Annotated in this window: 17 protein-coding genes; 9 read left to right on the top strand and 8 right to left on the bottom strand. The window is 74.5% G+C overall.

Features of this window, described 5'->3' with window-relative positions:
* Nucleotides 1-60: 60 nt before the first annotated feature.
* Nucleotides 61-1,149 (bottom strand): zinc-dependent alcohol dehydrogenase, encoded by a 1,089-nt coding sequence (locus ACSNOB_RS27510; RefSeq protein ID WP_436689745.1) that lies wholly within the window; start codon nt 1,147-1,149, stop codon nt 61-63.
* Entirely contained in the window at nt 1,142-2,149 is a 1,008-nt protein-coding gene (locus tag ACSNOB_RS27505) for a Gfo/Idh/MocA family protein (protein WP_393107307.1), read from the bottom strand. The genes ACSNOB_RS27510 and ACSNOB_RS27505 overlap by 8 nt, the downstream gene beginning before the upstream one ends.
* A gap of 210 nt (nt 2,150-2,359) precedes the next feature.
* On the opposite strand from ACSNOB_RS27505, the gene ACSNOB_RS27500 reads away from it, so the two are divergent.
* The 5 genes from ACSNOB_RS27500 to ctaD all read left to right on the top strand — a co-directional run bounded on the left by ACSNOB_RS27500 (nt 2,360) and on the right by ctaD (nt 8,227).
* Nucleotides 2,360-3,358 carry a glucosyl-3-phosphoglycerate synthase gene (locus ACSNOB_RS27500; protein ID WP_436689743.1) on the top strand — a complete coding sequence of 333 codons (999 nt, stop codon included), beginning with the start codon at nt 2,360-2,362 and terminating at the stop codon, nt 3,356-3,358.
* A gap of 76 nt (nt 3,359-3,434) precedes the next feature.
* Nucleotides 3,435-4,592, top strand: a complete 1,158-nt coding sequence (locus ACSNOB_RS27495; RefSeq protein ID WP_436689741.1) for a glycosyltransferase — start codon at nt 3,435-3,437, stop codon at nt 4,590-4,592.
* A 229-nt stretch (nt 4,593-4,821) separates the two neighbouring features.
* A complete protein-coding gene (locus ACSNOB_RS27490) occupies nt 4,822-5,274 on the top strand; it encodes a DUF4383 domain-containing protein (RefSeq protein WP_436689749.1) in 453 nt (150 codons plus the stop codon).
* A gap of 115 nt (nt 5,275-5,389) precedes the next feature.
* On the top strand, nt 5,390-6,118 hold the full coding sequence (locus tag ACSNOB_RS27485) for an ATP-binding protein (RefSeq protein ID WP_436689739.1): 729 nt from the start codon (nt 5,390-5,392) through the stop codon (nt 6,116-6,118).
* Nucleotides 6,119-6,223: 105 nt separating this feature from the next.
* Nucleotides 6,224-8,227 (top strand): aa3-type cytochrome oxidase subunit I, encoded by a 2,004-nt coding sequence (gene ctaD, locus ACSNOB_RS27480; protein WP_436689737.1) that lies wholly within the window; start codon nt 6,224-6,226, stop codon nt 8,225-8,227.
* Nucleotides 8,228-8,283: 56 nt separating this feature from the next.
* On the opposite strand, the gene ACSNOB_RS27475 is transcribed toward ctaD, so the two are convergent.
* Both ACSNOB_RS27475 and ACSNOB_RS27470 read right to left on the bottom strand, forming a co-directional pair.
* Nucleotides 8,284-9,423: a SigB/SigF/SigG family RNA polymerase sigma factor gene (locus ACSNOB_RS27475; protein ID WP_436689735.1), complete on the bottom strand. Its 1,140-nt coding sequence runs from the start codon at nt 9,421-9,423 to the stop codon at nt 8,284-8,286.
* A 228-nt stretch (nt 9,424-9,651) separates the two neighbouring features.
* Nucleotides 9,652-11,064, bottom strand: a complete 1,413-nt coding sequence (locus ACSNOB_RS27470) for a hypothetical protein (protein ID WP_436689747.1) — start codon at nt 11,062-11,064, stop codon at nt 9,652-9,654.
* 181 nt (nt 11,065-11,245) lie between these two features.
* On the opposite strand from ACSNOB_RS27470, the gene ACSNOB_RS27465 reads away from it, so the two are divergent.
* Nucleotides 11,246-11,476 carry a CDGSH iron-sulfur domain-containing protein gene (locus ACSNOB_RS27465; RefSeq protein WP_436689733.1) on the top strand — a complete coding sequence of 77 codons (231 nt, stop codon included), beginning with the start codon at nt 11,246-11,248 and terminating at the stop codon, nt 11,474-11,476.
* A 23-nt stretch (nt 11,477-11,499) separates the two neighbouring features.
* On the opposite strand, the gene ACSNOB_RS27460 is transcribed toward ACSNOB_RS27465, so the two are convergent.
* The 3 genes from ACSNOB_RS27460 to ACSNOB_RS27450 are packed head-to-tail and all read right to left on the bottom strand — an operon-like array spanning nt 11,500 to nt 15,529.
* Entirely contained in the window at nt 11,500-12,597 is a 1,098-nt protein-coding gene (locus ACSNOB_RS27460; RefSeq protein ID WP_436689731.1) for an iron-containing redox enzyme family protein, read from the bottom strand.
* Between the two features lie 51 nt (nt 12,598-12,648).
* Nucleotides 12,649-14,412 (bottom strand): thiamine pyrophosphate-binding protein, encoded by a 1,764-nt coding sequence (locus tag ACSNOB_RS27455; RefSeq protein WP_436689729.1) that lies wholly within the window; start codon nt 14,410-14,412, stop codon nt 12,649-12,651.
* A complete protein-coding gene (locus ACSNOB_RS27450) occupies nt 14,405-15,529 on the bottom strand; it encodes a Vms1/Ankzf1 family peptidyl-tRNA hydrolase (RefSeq protein WP_436689727.1) in 1,125 nt (374 codons plus the stop codon). Before ACSNOB_RS27450 ends, ACSNOB_RS27455 begins: the two co-directional genes overlap by 8 nt.
* 150 nt (nt 15,530-15,679) lie before the next feature.
* On the opposite strand from ACSNOB_RS27450, the gene ACSNOB_RS27445 reads away from it, so the two are divergent.
* Nucleotides 15,680-16,219, top strand: a complete 540-nt coding sequence (locus ACSNOB_RS27445; RefSeq protein WP_436689725.1) for a hypothetical protein — start codon at nt 15,680-15,682, stop codon at nt 16,217-16,219.
* 84 nt (nt 16,220-16,303) lie between these two features.
* Complete coding sequence (locus ACSNOB_RS27440) at nt 16,304-17,164, top strand: alpha/beta fold hydrolase (RefSeq protein ID WP_436689723.1); 861 nt, start codon at nt 16,304-16,306, stop codon at nt 17,162-17,164.
* 33 nt (nt 17,165-17,197) lie between these two features.
* On the opposite strand, the gene ACSNOB_RS27435 is transcribed toward ACSNOB_RS27440, so the two are convergent.
* Nucleotides 17,198-17,536, bottom strand: a complete 339-nt coding sequence (locus tag ACSNOB_RS27435) for a DUF3817 domain-containing protein (protein ID WP_393107281.1) — start codon at nt 17,534-17,536, stop codon at nt 17,198-17,200.
* Nucleotides 17,537-17,720: 184 nt separating this feature from the next.
* On the opposite strand from ACSNOB_RS27435, the gene ACSNOB_RS27430 reads away from it, so the two are divergent.
* The gene (locus ACSNOB_RS27430) at nt 17,721-19,199 is read left to right on the top strand and encodes a glutamate--cysteine ligase (RefSeq protein ID WP_436689721.1); all 1,479 of its coding nucleotides are present in this window, start codon (nt 17,721-17,723) and stop codon (nt 19,197-19,199) included.
* Nucleotides 19,200-19,336 lie beyond the last annotated feature (137 nt).

Below are 19,336 nucleotides of genomic sequence, written 5' to 3'. Positions count from 1 at the left end.
GGGCCGGGGCCGCCGTCACCCGTCACCGGGCGCTGGCGGCGGCCCCGGCCGGACGCGGGGTCAGGCGGTCAGCACCACCTGGAGCTCCTGCCGGCGCCGCTCGGCGAGGTCGGTCAGCAGCGTCGGCGCCTCCTCGAACGGCACCACCGCCGACACGAGGTGCTTGCGGACCACGTCCCCGTACGCCCGCAGCAGGTCGATCGTCTCGGCGGAGAGGCGCTCGCGGTCCCAGGTGGGGGCGAGCCCGCGCGGCACCCGGCCGATCTGCGCGCAGCGCAGCGACAGGCCGTTGTGGTGGAACTCCTCGCCGAACCGGACCGCGTCCGCGCCGGCCTGGTAGAAGGCCAGGTCGACGACGGTGCCCTGGGGCCGCAGCAGGCGCAGCGCGAGTTGCAGCGCCCAGGCCTGCCCCCGGCACTGGAACACCACGTCGGCGCCCCGGTCGCCGGGGCCGTGCGCCCAGCGGGTCTTGAGCACCACCGCCGGGTCGTCGGCCTCCGGGTCGAGGGTCTCCAGGCCGAGCGCCTCGGCGACGGCCCGCCGCTGCGGGGTCGGGTCGAGCACCACCACCGAGGCGGCGCCGTGCCGCTTGGCGAACAGCGCGGTGAGCAGGGCCACCACCCCGCTGCCGACGACCGCGACGCGGCGGCCCCGGACCCCGTCGCCGAGGGACCGCACGTCGGCGCCGTGCAGGTCGGCGGCGGCGTGCAGCACCCCGTTGGCGCAGATCGGCCCCATGTGCGCGACGTAGACGCCGAGCAGCGGGTCGATGTCGTCGGGCAGCGGCACGAACCGCTCGGCGACCGGGTCGGCGACCCAGCCGGTGCGGTGGCCGTACGTCATCGCGCCGACGGTGCCCACCGCGACGGCCGGGGTGCGGCTCTCCACCACCCGACCGACCTGCATGTAGCCCAGTCGGGTGACCGGGTACGGGGTGCTGGCCGCGCCCGGCTGGAACAGGCCGAGGTCGGCGTTCCAGGTGACGTTGAGGTAGGGGTTGGTGCCCTTGACGTAGCTCAGCTCGGTGCCCGCGGAGACGCCGCTGAACAGCGTCTCGACCCGGAACGCGCCGTCGGTCAGCTCGGCGGCGTCCTGCTCGACCAGCTCCACCCGGCCCGGGCCGCTGACCACCACGACCTTGTCACGCATCGACGGTCACCCCCGTGGTGAGCGGCGCCGCGGCCGGGACGTCCAGGCGTACGGTGCGGCCGCTGCGGGCGGAGTCGGCGACCGCCAGGGCGAGCCGCTGGGTGCCGAGCGCCTCGGCGTACGGGACGCGGACGTCGTCGCCGATCCCGCGGACCGCGTCGACGAAGGCCCGGTCGACGGCGACCCGGGCGGCGTCGGGGTCGGCGTCGTAGCGGCGTTCGCCGTCGGCGTCGCGGACCACCAGGCCGTCCTCGGTCAGCGACAGGGCCAGCCCGTCGGCGAGGATCTCCAGCCCGGCGCGGTGCTTCCAGCCGAGCACGCAGGCGGCGGTCAGCGTGCCGACCGCGCCACCGGCGAACCGCAGCGCCGCCGTGGTCACCGAGTCGATGTCGGCGCCGTCGACGGGCGGCGGGGTGCCGTTGCCGTACGCGGTGACCTCGGTCGCCTCCCCGACCAGGCACCGGACCAGGTCCAGCACGTGGGCGGCCTGCTCGACCACCGGGCCGCCGGAACGGTCCTGCCGGGACCACCAGGCGACCGGGGGCACCTTGTCCCACCACGCGCCGCTGACCATCCGCACCGGACGGTCGGCGAGCAGTTCCCGCGCCCGCCGCACCACCGGCAGGTACCGCCAGTGGTGCCCGACGCCGGTGAGCAGCCCCCGCCGGGCGACCAGGTCGGCGATGTGCTCGGCCGTGGCCAGGTCGACCGCGACGGGCTTCTCCACGAACATCGGCACCCCGGCCGCCACCACCGCCTCCTCCGCCGGCCCGTGCGCGAACGGCGGCACGCAGACGTACACCGCGTCCGGCCCGGCGGCCAGCAGTTCCTCGACGTCGCCGAAGGTCCGCGCGCCGTGCGCGCCGGCCAGCTCCGCCGCCGCCTCCGGCACCACGTCGGTCACCCCCAGCAGCTCCACGTCCGCGAAGCCGCCCAGCACCCGGGCGTGGCGTTGCGCCACCCCGCCGGCCCCTACCAGTCCCACCCGGCACGTGCGCATGTAAAAGCCCTTCCGCCACGGTTTCACGTTCCGGCGACTGCACTCCCCCCGCGCGGGCGCAATGAAACGTTCACCGGTGCGGAACCCGGCCGCGCCGTCTTCGTGATCAAGCTGTTAGGCATGGTGCGGTTAGCGCGAGTGCGGTAGTGGGAAAACCAGGGAGGGTTTTTCCGCCACGATCAGGGGGTGCCTGTGCGGAACACGGAAACGATGGTTTCACCGGTGGTGGAGGCGTGGGCCACCTACCGGACCACGTCCGCCGCCGACTGGCCGGCGCGGCGCCTGGTGCGCGCCAAGGGGGACAGCAGGGTCAGCGTGGTCCTGCCGGCCCGTAACGAGGAGGCGACGGTCGGCGCGATCGTGTCGACGATCCGGGAGCACCTGATGGACCGGGTGGCCCTGGTGGACGAGCTGATCGTGGTGGACTCCCGGTCCACCGACCGCACCGCGCAGGTGGCCCGTGCCGCCGGCGCCGAGGTGGTCAGCCAGGACGCGATGACCCGGGGGTTGCCCCGGCTGACCGGCAAGGGCGACGCGCTCTGGGCCGGGCTGGCGGCGGCCGAGGGCGACGTGGTCGCGTTCGTCGACGCCGACCTTAGGGAGTTCCGCCCGCACTTCGTGACCGGGCTGCTCGGCCCGCTGCTGACCGACCCGTCGGTCGACTTCGTCAAGGGCTTCTACCACCGCCCGCTGGTGGGGACGACCGGTGTCGAGGCCGACGGCGGCGGCCGGGTGACGGAGCTGATGGCCCGGCCGATGCTCAACCTGTTCTGGCCGGAGCTGGCCGGCTTCGTGCAGCCGCTCGCCGGTGAGTACGCCGGCCGCCGCGACGTGCTGGAGCGGGTGCCGTTCGTCTCCGGCTACGGCGTGGAGACGGCGATGCTGATCGACCTGCTCGACCTGGTCGGACTGGACGCACTGGCCCAGGTGGACCTGGGCGAGCGCAAGCACCGCCACCAGGACACCGCCGCGCTGGGCCGGATGTCGGCCCAGATCATGCTCACCGCGTGGTCGCGGTTGCAGCGGCGCGGCTGGGCGGCGCCGGGCGCGATGCCCGCCGCCCTGCTGACCCAGTTCCGGCGCGGCGGCTCCGACGCGCTGCCGAATCTGGACCGGGAGATCGTCGTCAGCGACGTCTCCGTCGAGGAGCGGCCGCCCCTGGCCGAGCTGCGGCACCGGATCCCCCGCCGACGGGTGGCCGCGGCGTGAGCGCCCGGCCGCTTCCGAGCGCAGGTGACCGGTCGCGGACGGCCGAGGGCCCCGCCGAGGGAAGGAATCCCGCCCGATGAGTCTCACCGTCCTGATGAACGCCGGTCCGTGGCTGTCCGTGCCGCCGCCCGGCTACGGCGGCATCGAGAACGTGATCGCGACGCTGGTGCCGGAGCTGCGCCGCCTCGGTGTGCGGGTGGTGCTCGCGTCGGTCGACAGCAGCACCCTCCCGGTGGACGAGAAGATCTCCGTCTTCCCCGACGGGCAGTTCCACGCCCTGCAACGGCCGTACAACCAGGTCTGCGGCATCTCGCAGGCGCACCTCAACGGGGTGGTGCGGGCGCTGCACTCCCGCGACGACATCGACGTGGTGCACGACCACGTGGAGGCGGTCGGCCTGGCGACCCTCGCCGCCATGGGACCGGACGCCCCGCCGGCGCTGCACACGTTGCACTGGGACCTGGCCAAGCACCCGGCGCTCTACGGCAACCTGGACGGCGGCGACCGGGTCCGGGTCAACGGGGTGTCCGCCGCGCAGTTGGCCCGCGCGCCCCAGGCGCTGCGGGAGCACTCCGTGGGGCACGTGCACCTGGCCACCCCGCTCGCCGTCGACGCCGACCGGCGACCCCGGACGGAGAAGGGCGACTACCTGATCATCCTCGGCCGGATCAACCCCGGCAAGGGGCAGGACGTGGGGGCACGGCTGGCGCGCCGGGTGGGCGTGCCGCTGGTCCTCGCCGGGCCGGTCGGGCCGTACCACCGGCCGGAGGACCTGGCCGCCGCCGGCGACGAGGCCCGGCAGAACCCCGACGTCCGGTTCTTCTACGACGAGGTGGCGCCGCACGTCGACGGCGACCTGGTGCGCTGGGTGGGCACCGTGGCCGGGCAGGAACGTGACGACCTGCTGGCCGGCGCCCGCGCCTCGCTGTTCCCCCTGCGCTGGGAGGAGCCGGGCGGCACGGCGGTGGTCGAGTCGCTGGCCCTGGGCACACCGGTCGTGGCGACGGCGCGGGGCTGCCTGCCCGAGCTGATCGAGCACGGCCGCACCGGCCTGCTCACCACCGACGAGGAGGAGCTGGCAGATCTGCTGCTGGCCGCCAGCCTCCTCGACCCGGACGAGTGCCGGCGCGAGGCCGCCGTGCGCTTCACCCCCGCCGTGATGGCGCAGCGGTACGTCCAGCTGTACGAACGGGTCCGTCAGCTCGCCGCCGCCCCGCGGCTGCAGCCGGTCTGACCCTCCGCGACCGCACCGGTCGACCCGCGCTCCGTGACCGGGGCCGGTCCGCCAGCCAACGGCGGGCCGGCCCCGGCGTGCTGCGCGCCTCGGGCGCGGGACCGGCCCGACGACACTGACAAAACCGGCGCAAGGAGATCGGCCCGCGGCGGTTTGACGGGACGGGGAGCGGGAAGGCGCGGACCGCTCAGCGTTCCCGCACAGTGAGGAGACCGCGGTGACCGGTCCCATGGCGCGTTCCCGCGCCCGGCACAACCCGGCCGACGGCAAGGCACCCGTGCGGCGGGCGGCCACCGTCGTGGCGGTGGTCTTCCTCCTGGTCGGTGTGCTCGGCTTCGTGCCGGGCATCACCAGCGACTTCGGCGACCTGCGGTTCGCCGGGCACGAGTCCGACGCCAAGCTGCTCGGCCTCTTCCAGGTCTCGGTGCTGCACAACCTCGTCCACCTGCTCTTCGGGGTGGCGGGGCTGGCGCTGGCCAGGACGATCTCCGGCGCCCGGACGTTCCTGATCGGCGGTGGCGCGATCTACCTGATCCTCTGGCTCTACGGCCTGGTGGTCGACCACGACAGCGGAGCCAACTTCGTTCCGGTCAACAACGCCGACAACTGGCTGCACCTGTTCCTCGGCGTCGGCATGATCGCGCTCGGGGTGCTGACCACGCGGGGACAGCCCCGGCGGTGACGCCGGCGACGGCCGGGCGACCGTGACCACCGTCGCGGCGCTCGGCCGTCGCCGTTTGACCCCCCGCGCGCCCGGGTAGTTCGCAGATCTCCGACGATGCGAAACGAGGGCGCTCATGCCGAGCCGGATCACCTGCGAGGTGCGCGACACGTCACCCGTGACCGTCGTGCGGCTTCGCGGCGGCCTCGACCTCGGCACCATGCGCGCCGTGCACACGGTGCTGGACGGCTGCCTGGCCGCCCAACCCGACGCCCTCGTTGTCGACCTGACCGACGTCACCGTCCACGACCGGCTCGCGCTCTCGGTCTTCGCGGCCACCGCCCGGCGGGCGGCCGGCTGGCCGGCGGTGCCCGTCGTGCTCTGCGCCCCGCCCCCGGAGGCGGCGGCCTGGCTGGCGGAGTCGACGGCGTGCCGGGTGGTGCCCGTGCGCCGCGACTGCGACGAGGCGACCCGGGCGGCGAACGCGGCGGCGGCGCCCCGGTTGCGGGCCCGACTCGAACCGGTCGCGGAGGCGTGCCGGCGGGCCCGTGAGCTGGTCGCGGACGCGTGCGCCCGGTGGAACCTGCCGCAGGTGGTCGGCCCGGCCTCGCTGGTGCTCACCGAGCTGGTCGGCAACGTGGTCCGGCACGCCGGGACCCCGATGCAGGTGACGGTCACCCTGCGCCGGCCGTACCTGCACCTGGCGGTGGTGGACGGGTGCCGTACCTCGGCCCGGGCCGGCTCCCCGGACCTGCTGGCGGAGGGCGGCCGGGGACTGATGCTCGTCCGCGAGATCGCCCAGCGCTGGGGCAGCGTGCCGGCCGGCGACGGAAAGGTCGTCTGGGCGATGCTGCCCGCCGATTGACCGAAATTACCGCTCTCACCTGAATCGCCCTTGTCGCCTGGTTTCATGGGCAGAGGGGCGGGTAGGCACGCCGTCCTTCTGTCGTCACGACGGGGTGAGAGTCACATGCCCAAGCGGGTAACCACGGAACCTCCACGCGACCGGGGACCGGCGATCCTGGCACCGGCACGCTTCGGCGGCTTTCCCGGGCCGCTGCGCAAGCCGGTCCCCGGCGGGACCCTGATCCGGTTCCTGGCCACCACCGACCACAAGCAGATCGGCCTGCTCTACCTGCTCACGTCGTTCGGCTTCTTCCTGGTCGCCGGGGTCGAGGCCATGCTGATGCGGGCCGAGCTGGCCCGGCCCGGCCTGCAACTCCTCTCCGCCGAGCAGTACAACCAGCTGTTCACGTCGCACGGCGCGGTGATGCTGCTGCTGTTCGCCACCCCGGCGGCGTTCGGGTTCGCCAACTACATCGTGCCGATCCAGATCGGTGCCCCCGACGTGTCGTTCCCCCGGCTCAACGCCCTCGCCTACTGGCTGTACCTGTTCGGCGGGCTGATGGTGATCGGCGGCTTCCTCACCCCGGGCGGCTCCGCCGACTTCGGCTGGACCGCGTACACGCCGCTGAGCAGCCAGGAACACTCCCCGGGCGTCGGCGCGAACATGTGGGTGATCGGCCTGGTCATCTCCGGGCTGGGCACGATCCTCGGCGCGGTCAACCTGATCACGACGATCCTGACCCTGCGGGCGCCCGGCATGACCATGTTCCGGATGCCGATCTTCACCTGGAACATGCTGCTCACCAGCCTCCTGGTGGTCCTGGTCTTCCCGCTGCTGGCTGCCGCGCTGCTCGCGCTGTCGGCCGACCGGTTGCTCAACGCGCAGGTCTACACCCCCGAGAACAACGGGCCGATGTTGTACCAGCACCTGTTCTGGTTCTTCGGCCACCCCGAGGTCTACATCATCGCGCTGCCGTTCTTCGGCATCATCACCGAGATCATCCCGGTCTTCGCCCGAAAGCCGATCTTCGGCTACACCGGGCTGGTGCTGGCCACCCTCGCGATCACCATCCTGTCGATGACCGTCTGGGCGCACCACATGTTCGCCACCGGCCAGGTGCTGCTGCCGTTCTTCAGCATCCTGAGCTATCTGATCGCCGTGCCCACCGGGGTGAAGTTCTTCAACTGGATCGGCACCATGTGGAAGGGACAGCTCACCTTCGAGACGCCGATGCTGTTCGCGATCGGCTTCCTCGTCACCTTCCTCTTCGGCGGCCTCACCGGGGTGCTGCTGGCCAGCCCGCCGGCCGACTGGCACACCCACGACACCTACTTCGTCGTCGGGCACTTCCACTACGTGCTCTTCGGCACCGTGGTCTTCGCGCTCTTCGGCGGCTTCTACTTCTGGTGGCCGAAGATGACCGGGCGACTGCTGGACGACCGGATCGGCAAGGCCCACTTCTGGACCATGTTCCTCGGCTTCCACGGCACCTTCCTCGTGCAGCACTGGCTGGGCAACGAGGGCATGCCCCGCCGGTACGCCGACTACCTGCCGACCGACGGGTTCACGGCGCTGAACACGTTCTCCACCATCTCCGCGTTCGTGCTCGGCGCGTCCACGCTCTTCTTCATCTGGAACGCCTGGAAGTCCTGGCGCTACGGCGCGATGGTCAACGTCGACGACCCCTGGGGCTTCGGCAACTCCCTGGAGTGGGCCACCACCTGCCCGCCGCCGCTGCGCAACTTCGACCGGATGCCCCGGATCCGCTCCGAGCGCCCCGCCTTCGACGCCAAGTACGGCCCGCTGGTCGCCGACCTCGGCCGGGACCTGCCCCAGCGCACCACCAAGCCGCCGCAGGAGTTCCGCGAGGAACTGCGCCGCGAGAAGCACGTGCCCGAGTCGCCGGCCGCCGAGGGGGCGCACGGCGCGCGGGAGGCGGCCGCGTACCAGCCGGCGGCGCAGTCGGGCGCCCGGCCGGTGGACGTGCCGGAGCCGGAGGACGTGCGCCGGCCCAGCTTCGAGCAGACCGACGAACCGGAGGAGACCCGGCTCGGCGCCCAGCGGGAGCCGCAGGAGAACGACCGCTGGCGGCACCCGCGCGGGCCCGGCGACACCCCGGAGAACTGAGCGGGCGTACGCGCGAAGGGCCGGCACCCGGGCGGGTGCCGGCCCTTCCGACGTGGTCAGCCCTCGCGCGCCGGCGCGAGGCCGGCCGCGGTGAGCGAGCGGCGCACGGCCGGCTGGACGCGGGTCAGCCGCAGCGGCACGCCGGTGCGGGCGGCGGCCTCCCGGCCGGCCATCAGCGCGGCGATGCCGCCGGCGTCGAAGCCGCCAGCGGCGTCCAGGTCCACCACCACCTCGGCGGGCTGACCGGTCACCGCCTCCAGCATGGCCCGGCGCAACTGGTCCGCGCCGGCACGGTCGACCTCCCCGCCGACCTCGACGACCACCCGGTCGCCGTTCTGCTTCACCGAGATCCGGGTCTTCGTGCTGTCCGACTCCGCCGCGCCGTTCTGCCACGGCGGCGGGGCGTCGGCGAGCATCGCCTGGCGCAGCCAGGTGAGCGCCCGGGACAGCAGCCGCGAGACGTGCATCTGGGAGATGCCGAACCGGGCGGCGATCTCCGCCTGGGTCTGGTTGCCGTAGAAGCGCATGGCCAGGATGCGCCGCTCCCGCCAGGGCAGCCGGTGCAGCAGGCCACTGACGGTCACCCGGTCGTCGACGGACTCCAACGCGTTGTCGGACTCGCCGACCAGGTCGCCGAACTCGGCCGAACTCTCCCCGCCCACCGGCGCGTTGAGCGAGGCCGGGCTGTAGCCGGCCGCCGACTCGAGGGCGGCGAGGATCTCCGCCTCCGGCGTCTCCAGCCGCTCCGCCAGCTCCGCGACCGACGGCGCCCGGGACAGCTCGCTGGTCAGCGCCGACGTGGCCTGCCCCACCTCCAGGATCAGGTCGCGCAGCCGGCGCGGCACGTGCACCCCCCAGGTGCGGTCCCGGAAGTGCCGCTTGATCTCGCCGACGATGGTGATCGCCGCGTACGCGGTGAACGAGCCCCGCTCCGGGTCGTACCGGTCGACGGCGTTGACCAGGCCGAGGCGGGCGACCTGCTCCAGGTCCTCCAGCGGCTCCCCCCGCCCCCGGTACCGGCGGGCGAGCCGGCCGGCGAACGGCAGGGCGAACCTGACCAGGTCGTCGCGCGCCTCCTGGCGCCGTTCGGGCGGAAGGCCCTCGATCCGGGCCGCGTACGCCAGCGCGGCCGCGTCCAGGTCCTCCAGGCCCCGATCGGTCGGAGGTGGTGTGGTTGTGGTGCTCTGTCCGAACATCCGCGCCTCCCTCAGGAAGGTCCCCCGCCCGGATTCAGGAAACCGGTCGTGCGCGCGCGTGGTCGCACCACGCACCGGGCCGGAAGTGGGTCACATGACTGGGATGCCAGCGGGCGACGACGCCGCACCGGACGGCGTGATCAGGCCGTCGCAGCCAGCGGTGTTCCCGCTCCGTAGGTACTCAATCACGGGACCCCGGGTTCGCGAGGATGTTTCGACAGGGCTGGCTCAACAGACCAGCAACCCCTGGTGGGCGCCGCTGTCGCGCAGTGCCGCGAGCGCCTCGGCGACGGTCATCGGCGGCGGCGTCGGCAGGTCGTACGGCTGGGCCCGCAGCACCTCCGTGGCCCGGCGGGTGGGCACCGAGGTGACCGGGTAACCCCGCGCCGCGGTGCGGTCCAGCGCCCGCCGGCGGCGGCCGAAACCGGCGACGGCCAGCCACTGCGGCAGCCCGGCCAGGGCCGGCGACCGCAGGCCGGGCGGCTCGGGCAGCACGTCCACCGAGCTGAACGGCTCACTGCCCGCGAGCCACCACTCCACCCCCTCCACGCTGCGCCGGGTGGCGTTCTCGCACCAGTACGGCACCATCCCGGCCCGCACCACCTGCCACGGGTCGAGCAGCCGCCCGCACTCCACCACCAGCCGGTTGCCGGTCTTGCCGGCCGCGCGCAGCCACCGCCGGTACAGGTCGGCGGTGGCGGCGCTGAGCGCCTCCGGGCGCGGGACGAGCACGCGGTGCAGCGGGTGCCGGTGCCGCGCGGTCCATTCCCGGGCGTCGGCCTCGAAACCGGGCTCCACGCCGTGTTCGGCCGGGGCGGGTGGCGTGGAGACCTCCGGCGGCTGCCAGTGCGCGCCGTCCCCGCCGGCCGAGCGGAGCACCTGGCGCAGGGCGTGGCTGTCCGGGTGGAAGTCCACCGGGTCCAGCCCGCTGCCCGGGCAGCCGACCTGGAAGCTGTGGCCGGGCGCGGAGTCGAGCACCGGCCAGGTGCGGGCGTCCCGCAGCAGCAGCACCGCCGCGCCCGGCTCCAGCCGCTCGGCCAGGAACCGCGCGTACGCCGCCGGCAGGGACCGCCACCGCGCCGCGAGCGACACCGTGGCGCCGGCCAACGCGCCCCGGCTGGCGGGGCAGTGCACCTGGCGTACGTGCAGGCCGGGGTTGCCGGCGAGCAGGCGGGCGGTCAGCGCCGCCCCGTGGTCCAGGGCGGCCTGCGGCCGGTCCACCGCGCCCTGCGCCCAGTGCACGCTCATCTCGAACCCGGCGGGCAGCCAGGGCACGTCCAGCGCCGCCGCCAGGTGCGCGGCGGACCCGTGCGGGGAGCCGAGCAGGACCCCCGGGTAGCGGCGCCGGGGGTACTGCTCGGCGAACCAGCGGGCGACCCGCTCGGCGTCGACCTCGGCCGTCTGCCCCGGAGTGAGCGCCACCCGGCCGGCCGCCCGCACCACCGCCGCCCGCCGGACCGGCTCGGGCGCGCCGGTGAACCGCGACAGCGGCCCGGGGTGCCCCGGGTGTCCCAGGTCGGCGCAGTCGGTCCCGCGCAGCGCCCGCGCGGTGGCGGCCACCAGGACCCGGGCCGCACTGCCGGCGGCCACGACCCGGTCCCCCGCCAGCCCGGCACCGTCGGCCGTGAGCCCCTCGCGCACCTTGTGCACCGGCCCCACCTTGCCTCGTTCGCTCACCACGCGGCCCGGCTTCCCGTCCCGATGGGGTTCAAACGGGGCATCCCCCACCCGGCGGGAGTAATCAGAAGATCCGGGCGGTTGCCGCCGTCCTCGCGCCACGACCAGGGGTTTCGGCGCCGGGAGGGCGGGCACATCAGCGCCCATGCGCGCAGACGACGACACTCCCGCCGCGGCGGCCACCATCACCCCGTACCAGGACGGACCGCTGCTGGTCCGGGGCGACTTCGCGCTGGTCACGCCGGACGGGCAGACCATCGACGCGCGGCGGGGGACGGTGGCGCTGTGCCGCTGCGGAAAGTCCGCGCTCAAGCCGTTCTGCGACGGCACGCACAAGGCGATCGGCTTCCGCGCCGGCACCGACCGCGAGTCCTGACCCGCCCCGAGCGGAGGCGGGCGTCAGGCCACGGCGGAGACCGACGCGGCGACCCCGCCGCCGCGGGGGCGCTCCCGCAGCGTGACCCGGGCCGGCCCGGCCACCCGGCGCAGCGAGCTGTGCCCGGCGGCCCAGGCGTCGAGCAGGTGCGCGGCGAAGAGCCGGTCCACCGCCAGCGCGGCGGCGGCGCCGAAGAGCACGTCCGGGGCCAGCCCCGGCTCCACCCGCACCAGGCCGCCGCACAGGTCGTGCGCGGCGATCTGCTCGTGCACGGCGTCGGCCTCCACGTGCTCGTCGTAGAACCGGGTGGCCACCTCGTCCAGGCCCAGGCGGCGCAGCCCGTTGCCGTAGCGGCGGTTCGGCAGCGACGAGGTCATCTCGTACGCGGCGAGATGCCCCAGCAGCGCCCCGCGCAGCCGCCGGTGCAGCCCGAACAGCGACATCAGGTTGTTGGTGGCCAGGGTGACCGCCGGCACCGCGTCCAGGTGCGCGGCGTAGCCCGTGTCCAACCCCAGGCGGTCCAGCGTGACGCGGAACAACTCGGCGTGCATCCGGTCCAGCCGCCCGTTGCCGTACTCGTCCATCTGGATCTCGACCAGGGCGGCCTTCGCCGGGCCGCCGAGGCGCGGCAGGGCCCAGCTGTGCGGGTCCGCCTCCCGCAGGTGGTAGACCGAGCGGTGGGTGACGAACTCCCGGAACTGCGCCAGCGTCGCCCGCCGCTGCAGGTGCCCGGCGAGCGACGGCCCGTCGTCCGCGGCGACCACGTCGGCCAGGGCCGCCGGCACGCCGCCGGGCAGCACCGCCGGCAGCGGCCCCACCAGCGCCCGCACCGCCGCCTCGAAGACCCGTTCGGCCCGCGCCCGCAGGGCGAGCAGGGACGGCTGCCACTCCCAGCCCTCGTCGACGCCCTGCCAGCCCCGGTAGTGCAGCTCGTAGCAGCAGAAGAGGGTGAGCTGCAGGTCCTCGTCGGTGAGCGGAGCGGCCGGGTCGAGCCCGGCGCCGAGCCCGGCCGGAAGGTCGTGCGGCGCCCGCCGCAACGCCTGCAGCAGCGCCGCCGAGACCGCCCCGCGGGGCTCCGGCAGGCGCGCCGGACCGTACCGGCGATCGGTGGGCTCGGACAAGGTGACCTCCAGCGTCTGACTGCCGGTCCTCAGTGCCCGCCCCGCGGGCGGCTAAACGAGGTCGTCGACCTCCGCGGCCGCCCCGGTGGCCAGCATCCGGTCGCGTACCCGCCGGGCGGCGTCGCCCTCGGCGAAGACACCCCGCAGGTCCGCGAACGCCGGCTCGGGAGGCGCCAGGCGCACCGCCGGGTCCACCACCGCCTCCACCACGCAGGGACGGTCGGCGGCGAGCGCCTCGTCCCAGGCCGCCCCCACCAGCTCCGGCCGGTCGACCCGCACGCCGTGCAGCCCGAGCAGGCGGGCCCACCCGGCGTACGGCACGTCGGGGCGGCGGCGCACCGGGTCGGTGGACGGCGGACGGCCCCCGCCCATCCCGGACTGGTCCCGGTTGTTGAGCACCAGCACCACCAGACGGGGGTCCTGCCACTCCTGCCAGTGGTGCGCCACGGTGATGAGCTCCGCCAGCCCGTTGAGCTGCATGGCGCCGTCGCCGAGCAGGGCGATCACCGGCTCGTCCGGGGCGGCGAGCTTGGCCGACACCGCGTACGGCAGGGCGCAGCCCATCGAGCCGAGCGTGCCGCAGAGCTGCGCGTTCACCCCGGGAGGCAGTTCCAGGTGCCGGGCGTACCAGTAGAGGACGGAACCGACGTCCACCGCAACCGCGCCGCGCTGCGGCATCCGGGTGGAGAGCTCCTGCACCACGAGCTGCGGGTTCATCGGCTCGGCGGGGGCGGCCGCCCGGTCGGCCCGTTCGGCCCGCCACCGGTCGACCGAGCCCTCGACGGTCTCCCGCCAGCGGGCGTTGGGCCGGTCCGGCACCAGGGTCAGCAACGCCCGCAGCGTCTCCTCGGCGTCGCCCACCAGGGGCACGTCCACCGGGTAGCGGGAGCCGATCCGACGGCCGTCGATGTCGATCTGCACCGTGCGGGCCTGACCCGGCATCGGGAAGTAGTCGGTCCACGGGTCGTTCGTGCCGACCAGCAGCAGCGTGTCGCAGCCGCCCATCAGCTCGGCGGCGGCCGGGGTGCCGACCTCGCCGAGCACGCCGGTGTGGAAGGGCAGCCGCTCGTCGAGCACCGGCTTGCCGAGCAGCGAGATCGCCAGCCCGGCGCCGAGCCGGTCGGCGAGGGCGACGATCTCCTCCGCCGCGCCCCGGCCGCCCTGGCCGACCAGGATCGCGGTGCGCTGGCCGTTGGCGAGCAACTGGGCCGCGGCGTCCAGGTCGGCGTCGTGCGGCAGCACCCGGGCCAGCGGCTCCCCCGGCGTCGCCGCGAACACGCCGGCCGCGTGCGGTTGCAGGTCGGGCACCGGCGTCTCCTGCAACTGGCGCGGCAGCACCACACAGACCGGACTGCGGGTCGCCGCGGCGGTGCGGAACGCCTGGTCGAGCAGGGCCGGCACCCCCGCGGGGGTGCGGCCGTACCGGACGAACTGGTTGCACACGTCGCCGAACAGCCGGCTCAGCCCGATCTCCTGGTGGGCGCCGCCGAGCGGACCGGAGACGTCCTCGCCGACGATCGCCACCACCGGCTTGCTGTCCAGCTTGGCGTCGTAGAGCCCGTTGAGCAGCTGGACCGCGCTCGGCCCCTGGGTGGCCAGGCAGACCCCGATGCCGCCGGTGAACTTGGCGTGCCCGGTGGCCATGAAGGAGGCGGTCTCCTCGTGCCGCGCCGGGACGAACGCCGGGTCCCCGCCCGAGGCGTCCAGCGCCTCGACCACCGGGGCGATGGCCTCCCCGGGGTAGCCGAAGGCCCGCGGCACCCGCCAGGCCCGCAGCCGCTCGACCACCAGGTCGGCCACCGTCCGCTCAGGCATTGCCACGCCCCGGTGTGGCGGCGTCGACGTACCGCAGCACCGCCCCGACGCCGTCGGTGAGCTCCGGCGCCTCGTCCGGGCCGAGCACGGTCAGCTCGGCGTCGGTGCCGACCAGCGCGCGCACGAGCGCCGCGTCGGCGCGTACCCTCTCCGGGTCGCGCACCGACATCGCGGCGAGCTGCCCCGGGTCGGTGGCGATCTCGGTCGGTTCCGGCCCGATCCACAGGTGTCCGGTCGCCGACGGGTCGTCGACGATGAGCATGGTGTCGACCTGGTTGCGTTGCAGGGCGGAGACGACGGCGTCCAGCCCGGCGCCGACGTCCTCCTGCATGCCGAACCGGTCCAGCGCGGCGGTGATCCGCTGGTCGGCCACCTCGGCGATGGTCTGCACGGTGAGGTCGTCGAGCAGCGTCTGGTCGGCGCCGCCGGCCCGGGAGCCGGCGTCGGTGCGCACCATCACGTCCTGCCAGCGCTCCGGCATCTGCGCGGCGATCATGCCGGTCGCGCGCACGTCGCCGGCGACCACCACCACGTCCGCGCCGACCTTCTCGGCCAGCTCGACGGTCGCCGCCGTGACGTCGCCCGCGTTGTGGTGCCACGCCTCCATGGCCGCCTTCTGGTACTTCGACTGGGACCAGCCGCCGGGCTGCACCCGGCGCAGCTGGAAGTCCTCCCGGCCGGTCACGTGGGCGCGGCGCGGCACGCCGCCCGCGCTGATCGCCATGGCGTCGGCCCCGGTCCGGTCGGCCAGCACCCGCACCCACGCCACCTGCTCGCCGCGTTGCGCCAGCAGCGGCATGACGTGCGGCAGCGAGGTGTACGCGGCCAGGTCCCGCAGCGGCGGGGCGGACAGGTACTCCGAGAGCACCACCCGGCCCCGGGCGCCGAAGATCGCCAGGCCGTAGTCGCCCGGCATCGGGTCGTGCCCGCGGACGACCCCTTCGACCGCGTCGATCGTGTCCACGTCGGCGCGCTGTTCCTGGAGTTGGTTGCGCAGGGCCCGCCACCGCAGATCCAGTGCCGGGTGGGCGTCCTCGGTGTTGGCGGAGGCGTCCAGGTACACCGAGACCCACGGCCCCGGCCGGTCGTAGAGCGGGCGCAGGAAGGACAGCTGCATGCTCGACCCCTTTCCAGCTCGGCCCCCCGCTTACCCGCGCCGGTGCGGATGTCACCTGACCGCCGTGGGCGCGTGACCAGGTTTCATTCACGTCGTTCAACCCGGACGGCCGATACGATGAGTGAACACAACGGGACTCTGGGTGGTGACATGGACAGCGACCTTCACATCCGGCGGATCGTCCACCCCACGGAGCGGATCGTCACGGGGCGGATCGTCCGCCTGCTCGACGGCTATCCGCGCGAGGTGCGGATCGGCCAGCCGGTGCTGGTGGCGGTGCTGGCGGCGGCCGGGGTGGCCGGGCTGCTGGCGGCGGTGGTGCGCTCCCTGTTCTCCGCCGGCTCCGGCGCGACCCGTCGACGGTTCAAGGAGCTGAAGAAGGGCCCGGAATACCTGGTCACCCCGGTTCGGCTGCGCGACTCCGCCGGGCAGCTGTGCGAGGTCGAGCTGCACGGGCACCTGCCGCAGAGCGCCCTGCACCCCGCCGACCACGTGCAGCTCACGCTGCGCCGCCAGGGCGACCCCGACCTGCCCCCGAAGATCGAACGGATCGTGAACCTGACGACCGGGCAGCTGCTCACCCCGCGCACCGCCACCCTGTGGTCGCACCTCGGCCCGCCGCTGCTGCTGCAGGCCGCCCTGGGGGCGCTGCTGGTCGCGGCCGTGCTGCTCTGGTCGGCGTTGACCTGACGCCCGGCGCCCGCCGGACCTGACGTGTCGCGGCCCGGCGGACCCGACGTTTCGCGCCCGGCGCGCCCGGGCACGGCAGGCGCCATGTTCGCCGGATTCACGCTCGACGAGATCGACCTCGGCCCGGTGCGCCTGCGGGTGCGTCACGGCGGGTCGGGCTCGCCGGTGGTGCTGCTGCACGGCCATCCCCGCACCCACGCCACCTGGCACCGGGTGGCGCCCCTGCTCGCCCAGCGGCACACCGTCATCTGCCCGGACCTGCGGGGCTACGGCGGGTCGTCGAAGCCGCCGAGCACCACCGACCACGCCCCGTACTCGAAGCGGGCGATGGCCGGCGACGTGGTGGCGCTGCTCGACGCGCTCGGCCACGACCGCGCGGCGGTGGTGGGGCACGACCGGGGCTGCTACGTGGCGATGCGCGCCGCGCTGGACCACCCCGACCGGGTCAGCCGACTCGGGGTGCTCGACGGGGTGCCGATCGGAGAGGCCCTGGCCCGCGCCGACGCCCGGTTCGCCGCCCGCTGGTGGCACTGGTTCTTCCTGGGCCAGCTCGCCAAGCCCGCCGAGCGGGTGATCAACGCCGACCCGGACGCCTGGTACGGCGGCTCCCCCGCGCAGATGGGCGAGGAGGCGTACGCCGACTACCGACGGGCGATCCACGACCCGGCGACGGTGCACGCCATGTGCGAGGACTACCGGGCGGGCCTCGGCCCGGACCGGGCGGCCGACGACGCCGACCGCGCGGCCGGTCGGCGGATCACCTGCCCGGTGCTCTTCCTGTGGTCCACCCGGGACGACATGGTGGAGCTCTACGGCGACCCCGCCGCGATCTGGCGGGACTGGGCCGACGACGTGCGGGCCGCGCCGATCGAGTCGGGGCACCACATGGCCGAGGAGGCGCCGGAGCAGCTCGCCGCAGAGCTGTCCGCCTTCCTCGCCGGGTAGCCCGCCGCCCGACGCGGCGGGCGAGCCCGCGGGTCAGCCGACCGGGGCGGCCTCGCGGGCGGGCTCGCGGGCGGCGTCGAGCATGCCCCGCCGCCGCGCCCAGCGCTCGAAGGCGAGCGTGGCGAAGGGCGGCACGGCGCAGGCCAGGGCCACCCCCGTCGCCAGCAGGCTCCACCGGCGCAGCCGGGCCACCGCGAGCACCAGCACGCCGTACGCGATGAACAGCCCGCCGTGGATCGGCCCGAAGATCTGCACGCCCAGCTCGTTCGCGGGCGGGCCGTACTTGACCGCCATGCCGGCCAGCAGGGCGGCCCAGGAAACCGCCTCGGCGATCGCCGCCACCACGAACAGCCGGGTCACCTTTTCGCGCACCGCACTCCCCCACCTCTCGCCGCCGGCCATGGTAGCCGTGCACCCGGGCCCGTCCGGTGGCGACCGGCGCGCGGGCGACGGGGATCACCGGGAGCGCGGCTGGGTAGAGAAGAAACGTCAGGTCTTCCCCGGCGCCGATGCGGCGTGGCAGGTTAGGGGGACCAGCGGTGACAGGGTGGTGACCATGGGCGAGGAAGTCGGGGTACGGACCTTCAGCCGTGAGGATCGGGCCCGCTATCGGGAGAAGGTGCGCCGCTGCCTCGACGTGTTCGCCGAGATGCTGCGCGAGTCGCGGTTCGACGTCGACCGGCCGATGACCGGGCTGGAGATCGAGCTCAACCTGGTCGACAACGACTCGATGCCCGCCATGCGCAACGCCGACGTGCTGGCCGCCGTCGCCGACCCGAGCTTCCAGACGGAGCTGGGCCAGTTCAACGTCGAGATCAACGTGGCGCCCCGCCGGCTCGCCGGCACGGGCACCGCCGAGTTCGAGGAGCACGTGCGGGCCAGCCTGAACGCCGCTGAGGAGAAGGCCCGCGCGATCGGCGCGCACATGGTGATGATCGGCATCCTGCCGACGCTGCGGCCGGAGCACCTGACGGCGGCGACACTGTCGGCCAACCCCCGCTACGAGCTGCTCAACGAGCAGATCTTCGCGGCGCGGGGCGAGGACCTGCGGATCGCGATCAACGGCGTGGAACGGCTCGCCGTCACCGCCGACACGATCACCCCGGAGGCGGCCTGCACCAGCACCCAGTTCCACCTCCAGGTCAGTCCCGCCCAGTTCGCCGACTACTGGAACGCCGCCCAGGCGATCGCCGGCATCCAGGTGGCCCTCGGCGCCAACGCGCCGCTGTTCTTCGGCCGCGAGCTGTGGCGGGAGACCCGCATCCCGCTGTTCCAGCAGGCGACCGACACCCGGTCGGAGGAGATCAAGGCGCAGGGCGTACGCCCCCGGGTCTGGTTCGGGGAACGCTGGATCACCACCGTGTTCGACCTGTTCGAGGAGAACGTCCGCTACTTCCCGGCGCTGCTGCCGGTCTGTGACCCGGAGGACCCGGCCGAGGCCCTCGCTGCCGGCGGGGTGCCCAAGCTCGCCGAGCTGCGCCTGCACAACGGCACCGTCTACCGGTGGAACCGGCCCGTCTACGACGTGCTCAAGGGGCGGCCGCACCTGCGGGTGGAGAACCGGGTGCTGCCGGCCGGGCCGACCGTGCTCGACACCGTCGCCAACGGCGCCTTCTACTTCGGCCTGGTCCGGGCGCTCGCCGAGGCCGACCGGCCGCTGTGGTCGCAGATGTCGTTCAGCGCCGCCGAGGAGAACTTCACCAACTGCGCCCGGCACGGCATCGACGCCCAGGTCTTCTGGCCCGGCCTGGGCTACCTTCCGGTCACCGAGCTGGTGCTGCGCCGGCTGCTGCCGCTGGCCCACCACGGGCTGGACCGGTGGGGCCTGGACCCGGGCGAACGGGACCGGCTGCTCGGCATCATCGAGCAGCGCTGCCTGACCGGGCGCAACGGCGCGAGCTGGCAGGTGGAGACGCTGCACCGGCTGGAGTCCACCGACCACCTCGACCGGCCGGAGGCGCTGCGCGAGGTGGTGCGGCACTACGTGACGCTCATGCACAGCAACCGGCCGGTCCACGAGTGGCCCATCCCCTGACGGGCGCTGACGTCAGGACGCCGCCCTGGGCGACGACCCGCGTCGCACACGGTTCCGGCGCGGTTCTTGCCGGCACGGGAGCACCTGGCGGGTCGAGCGGCACGGTTCTTGCCGGCACGGGAGCACCCGGCGGGTCG

The sequence above is a fragment of the Micromonospora sp. URMC 106 genome, from assembly GCF_051386395.1.
GTDB lineage: Bacteria > Actinomycetota > Actinomycetes > Mycobacteriales > Micromonosporaceae > Micromonospora.
The sequence above is the reverse complement of the archived record's forward strand: the minus strand, read 5'-3'. Positions and strand labels throughout refer to the sequence as shown.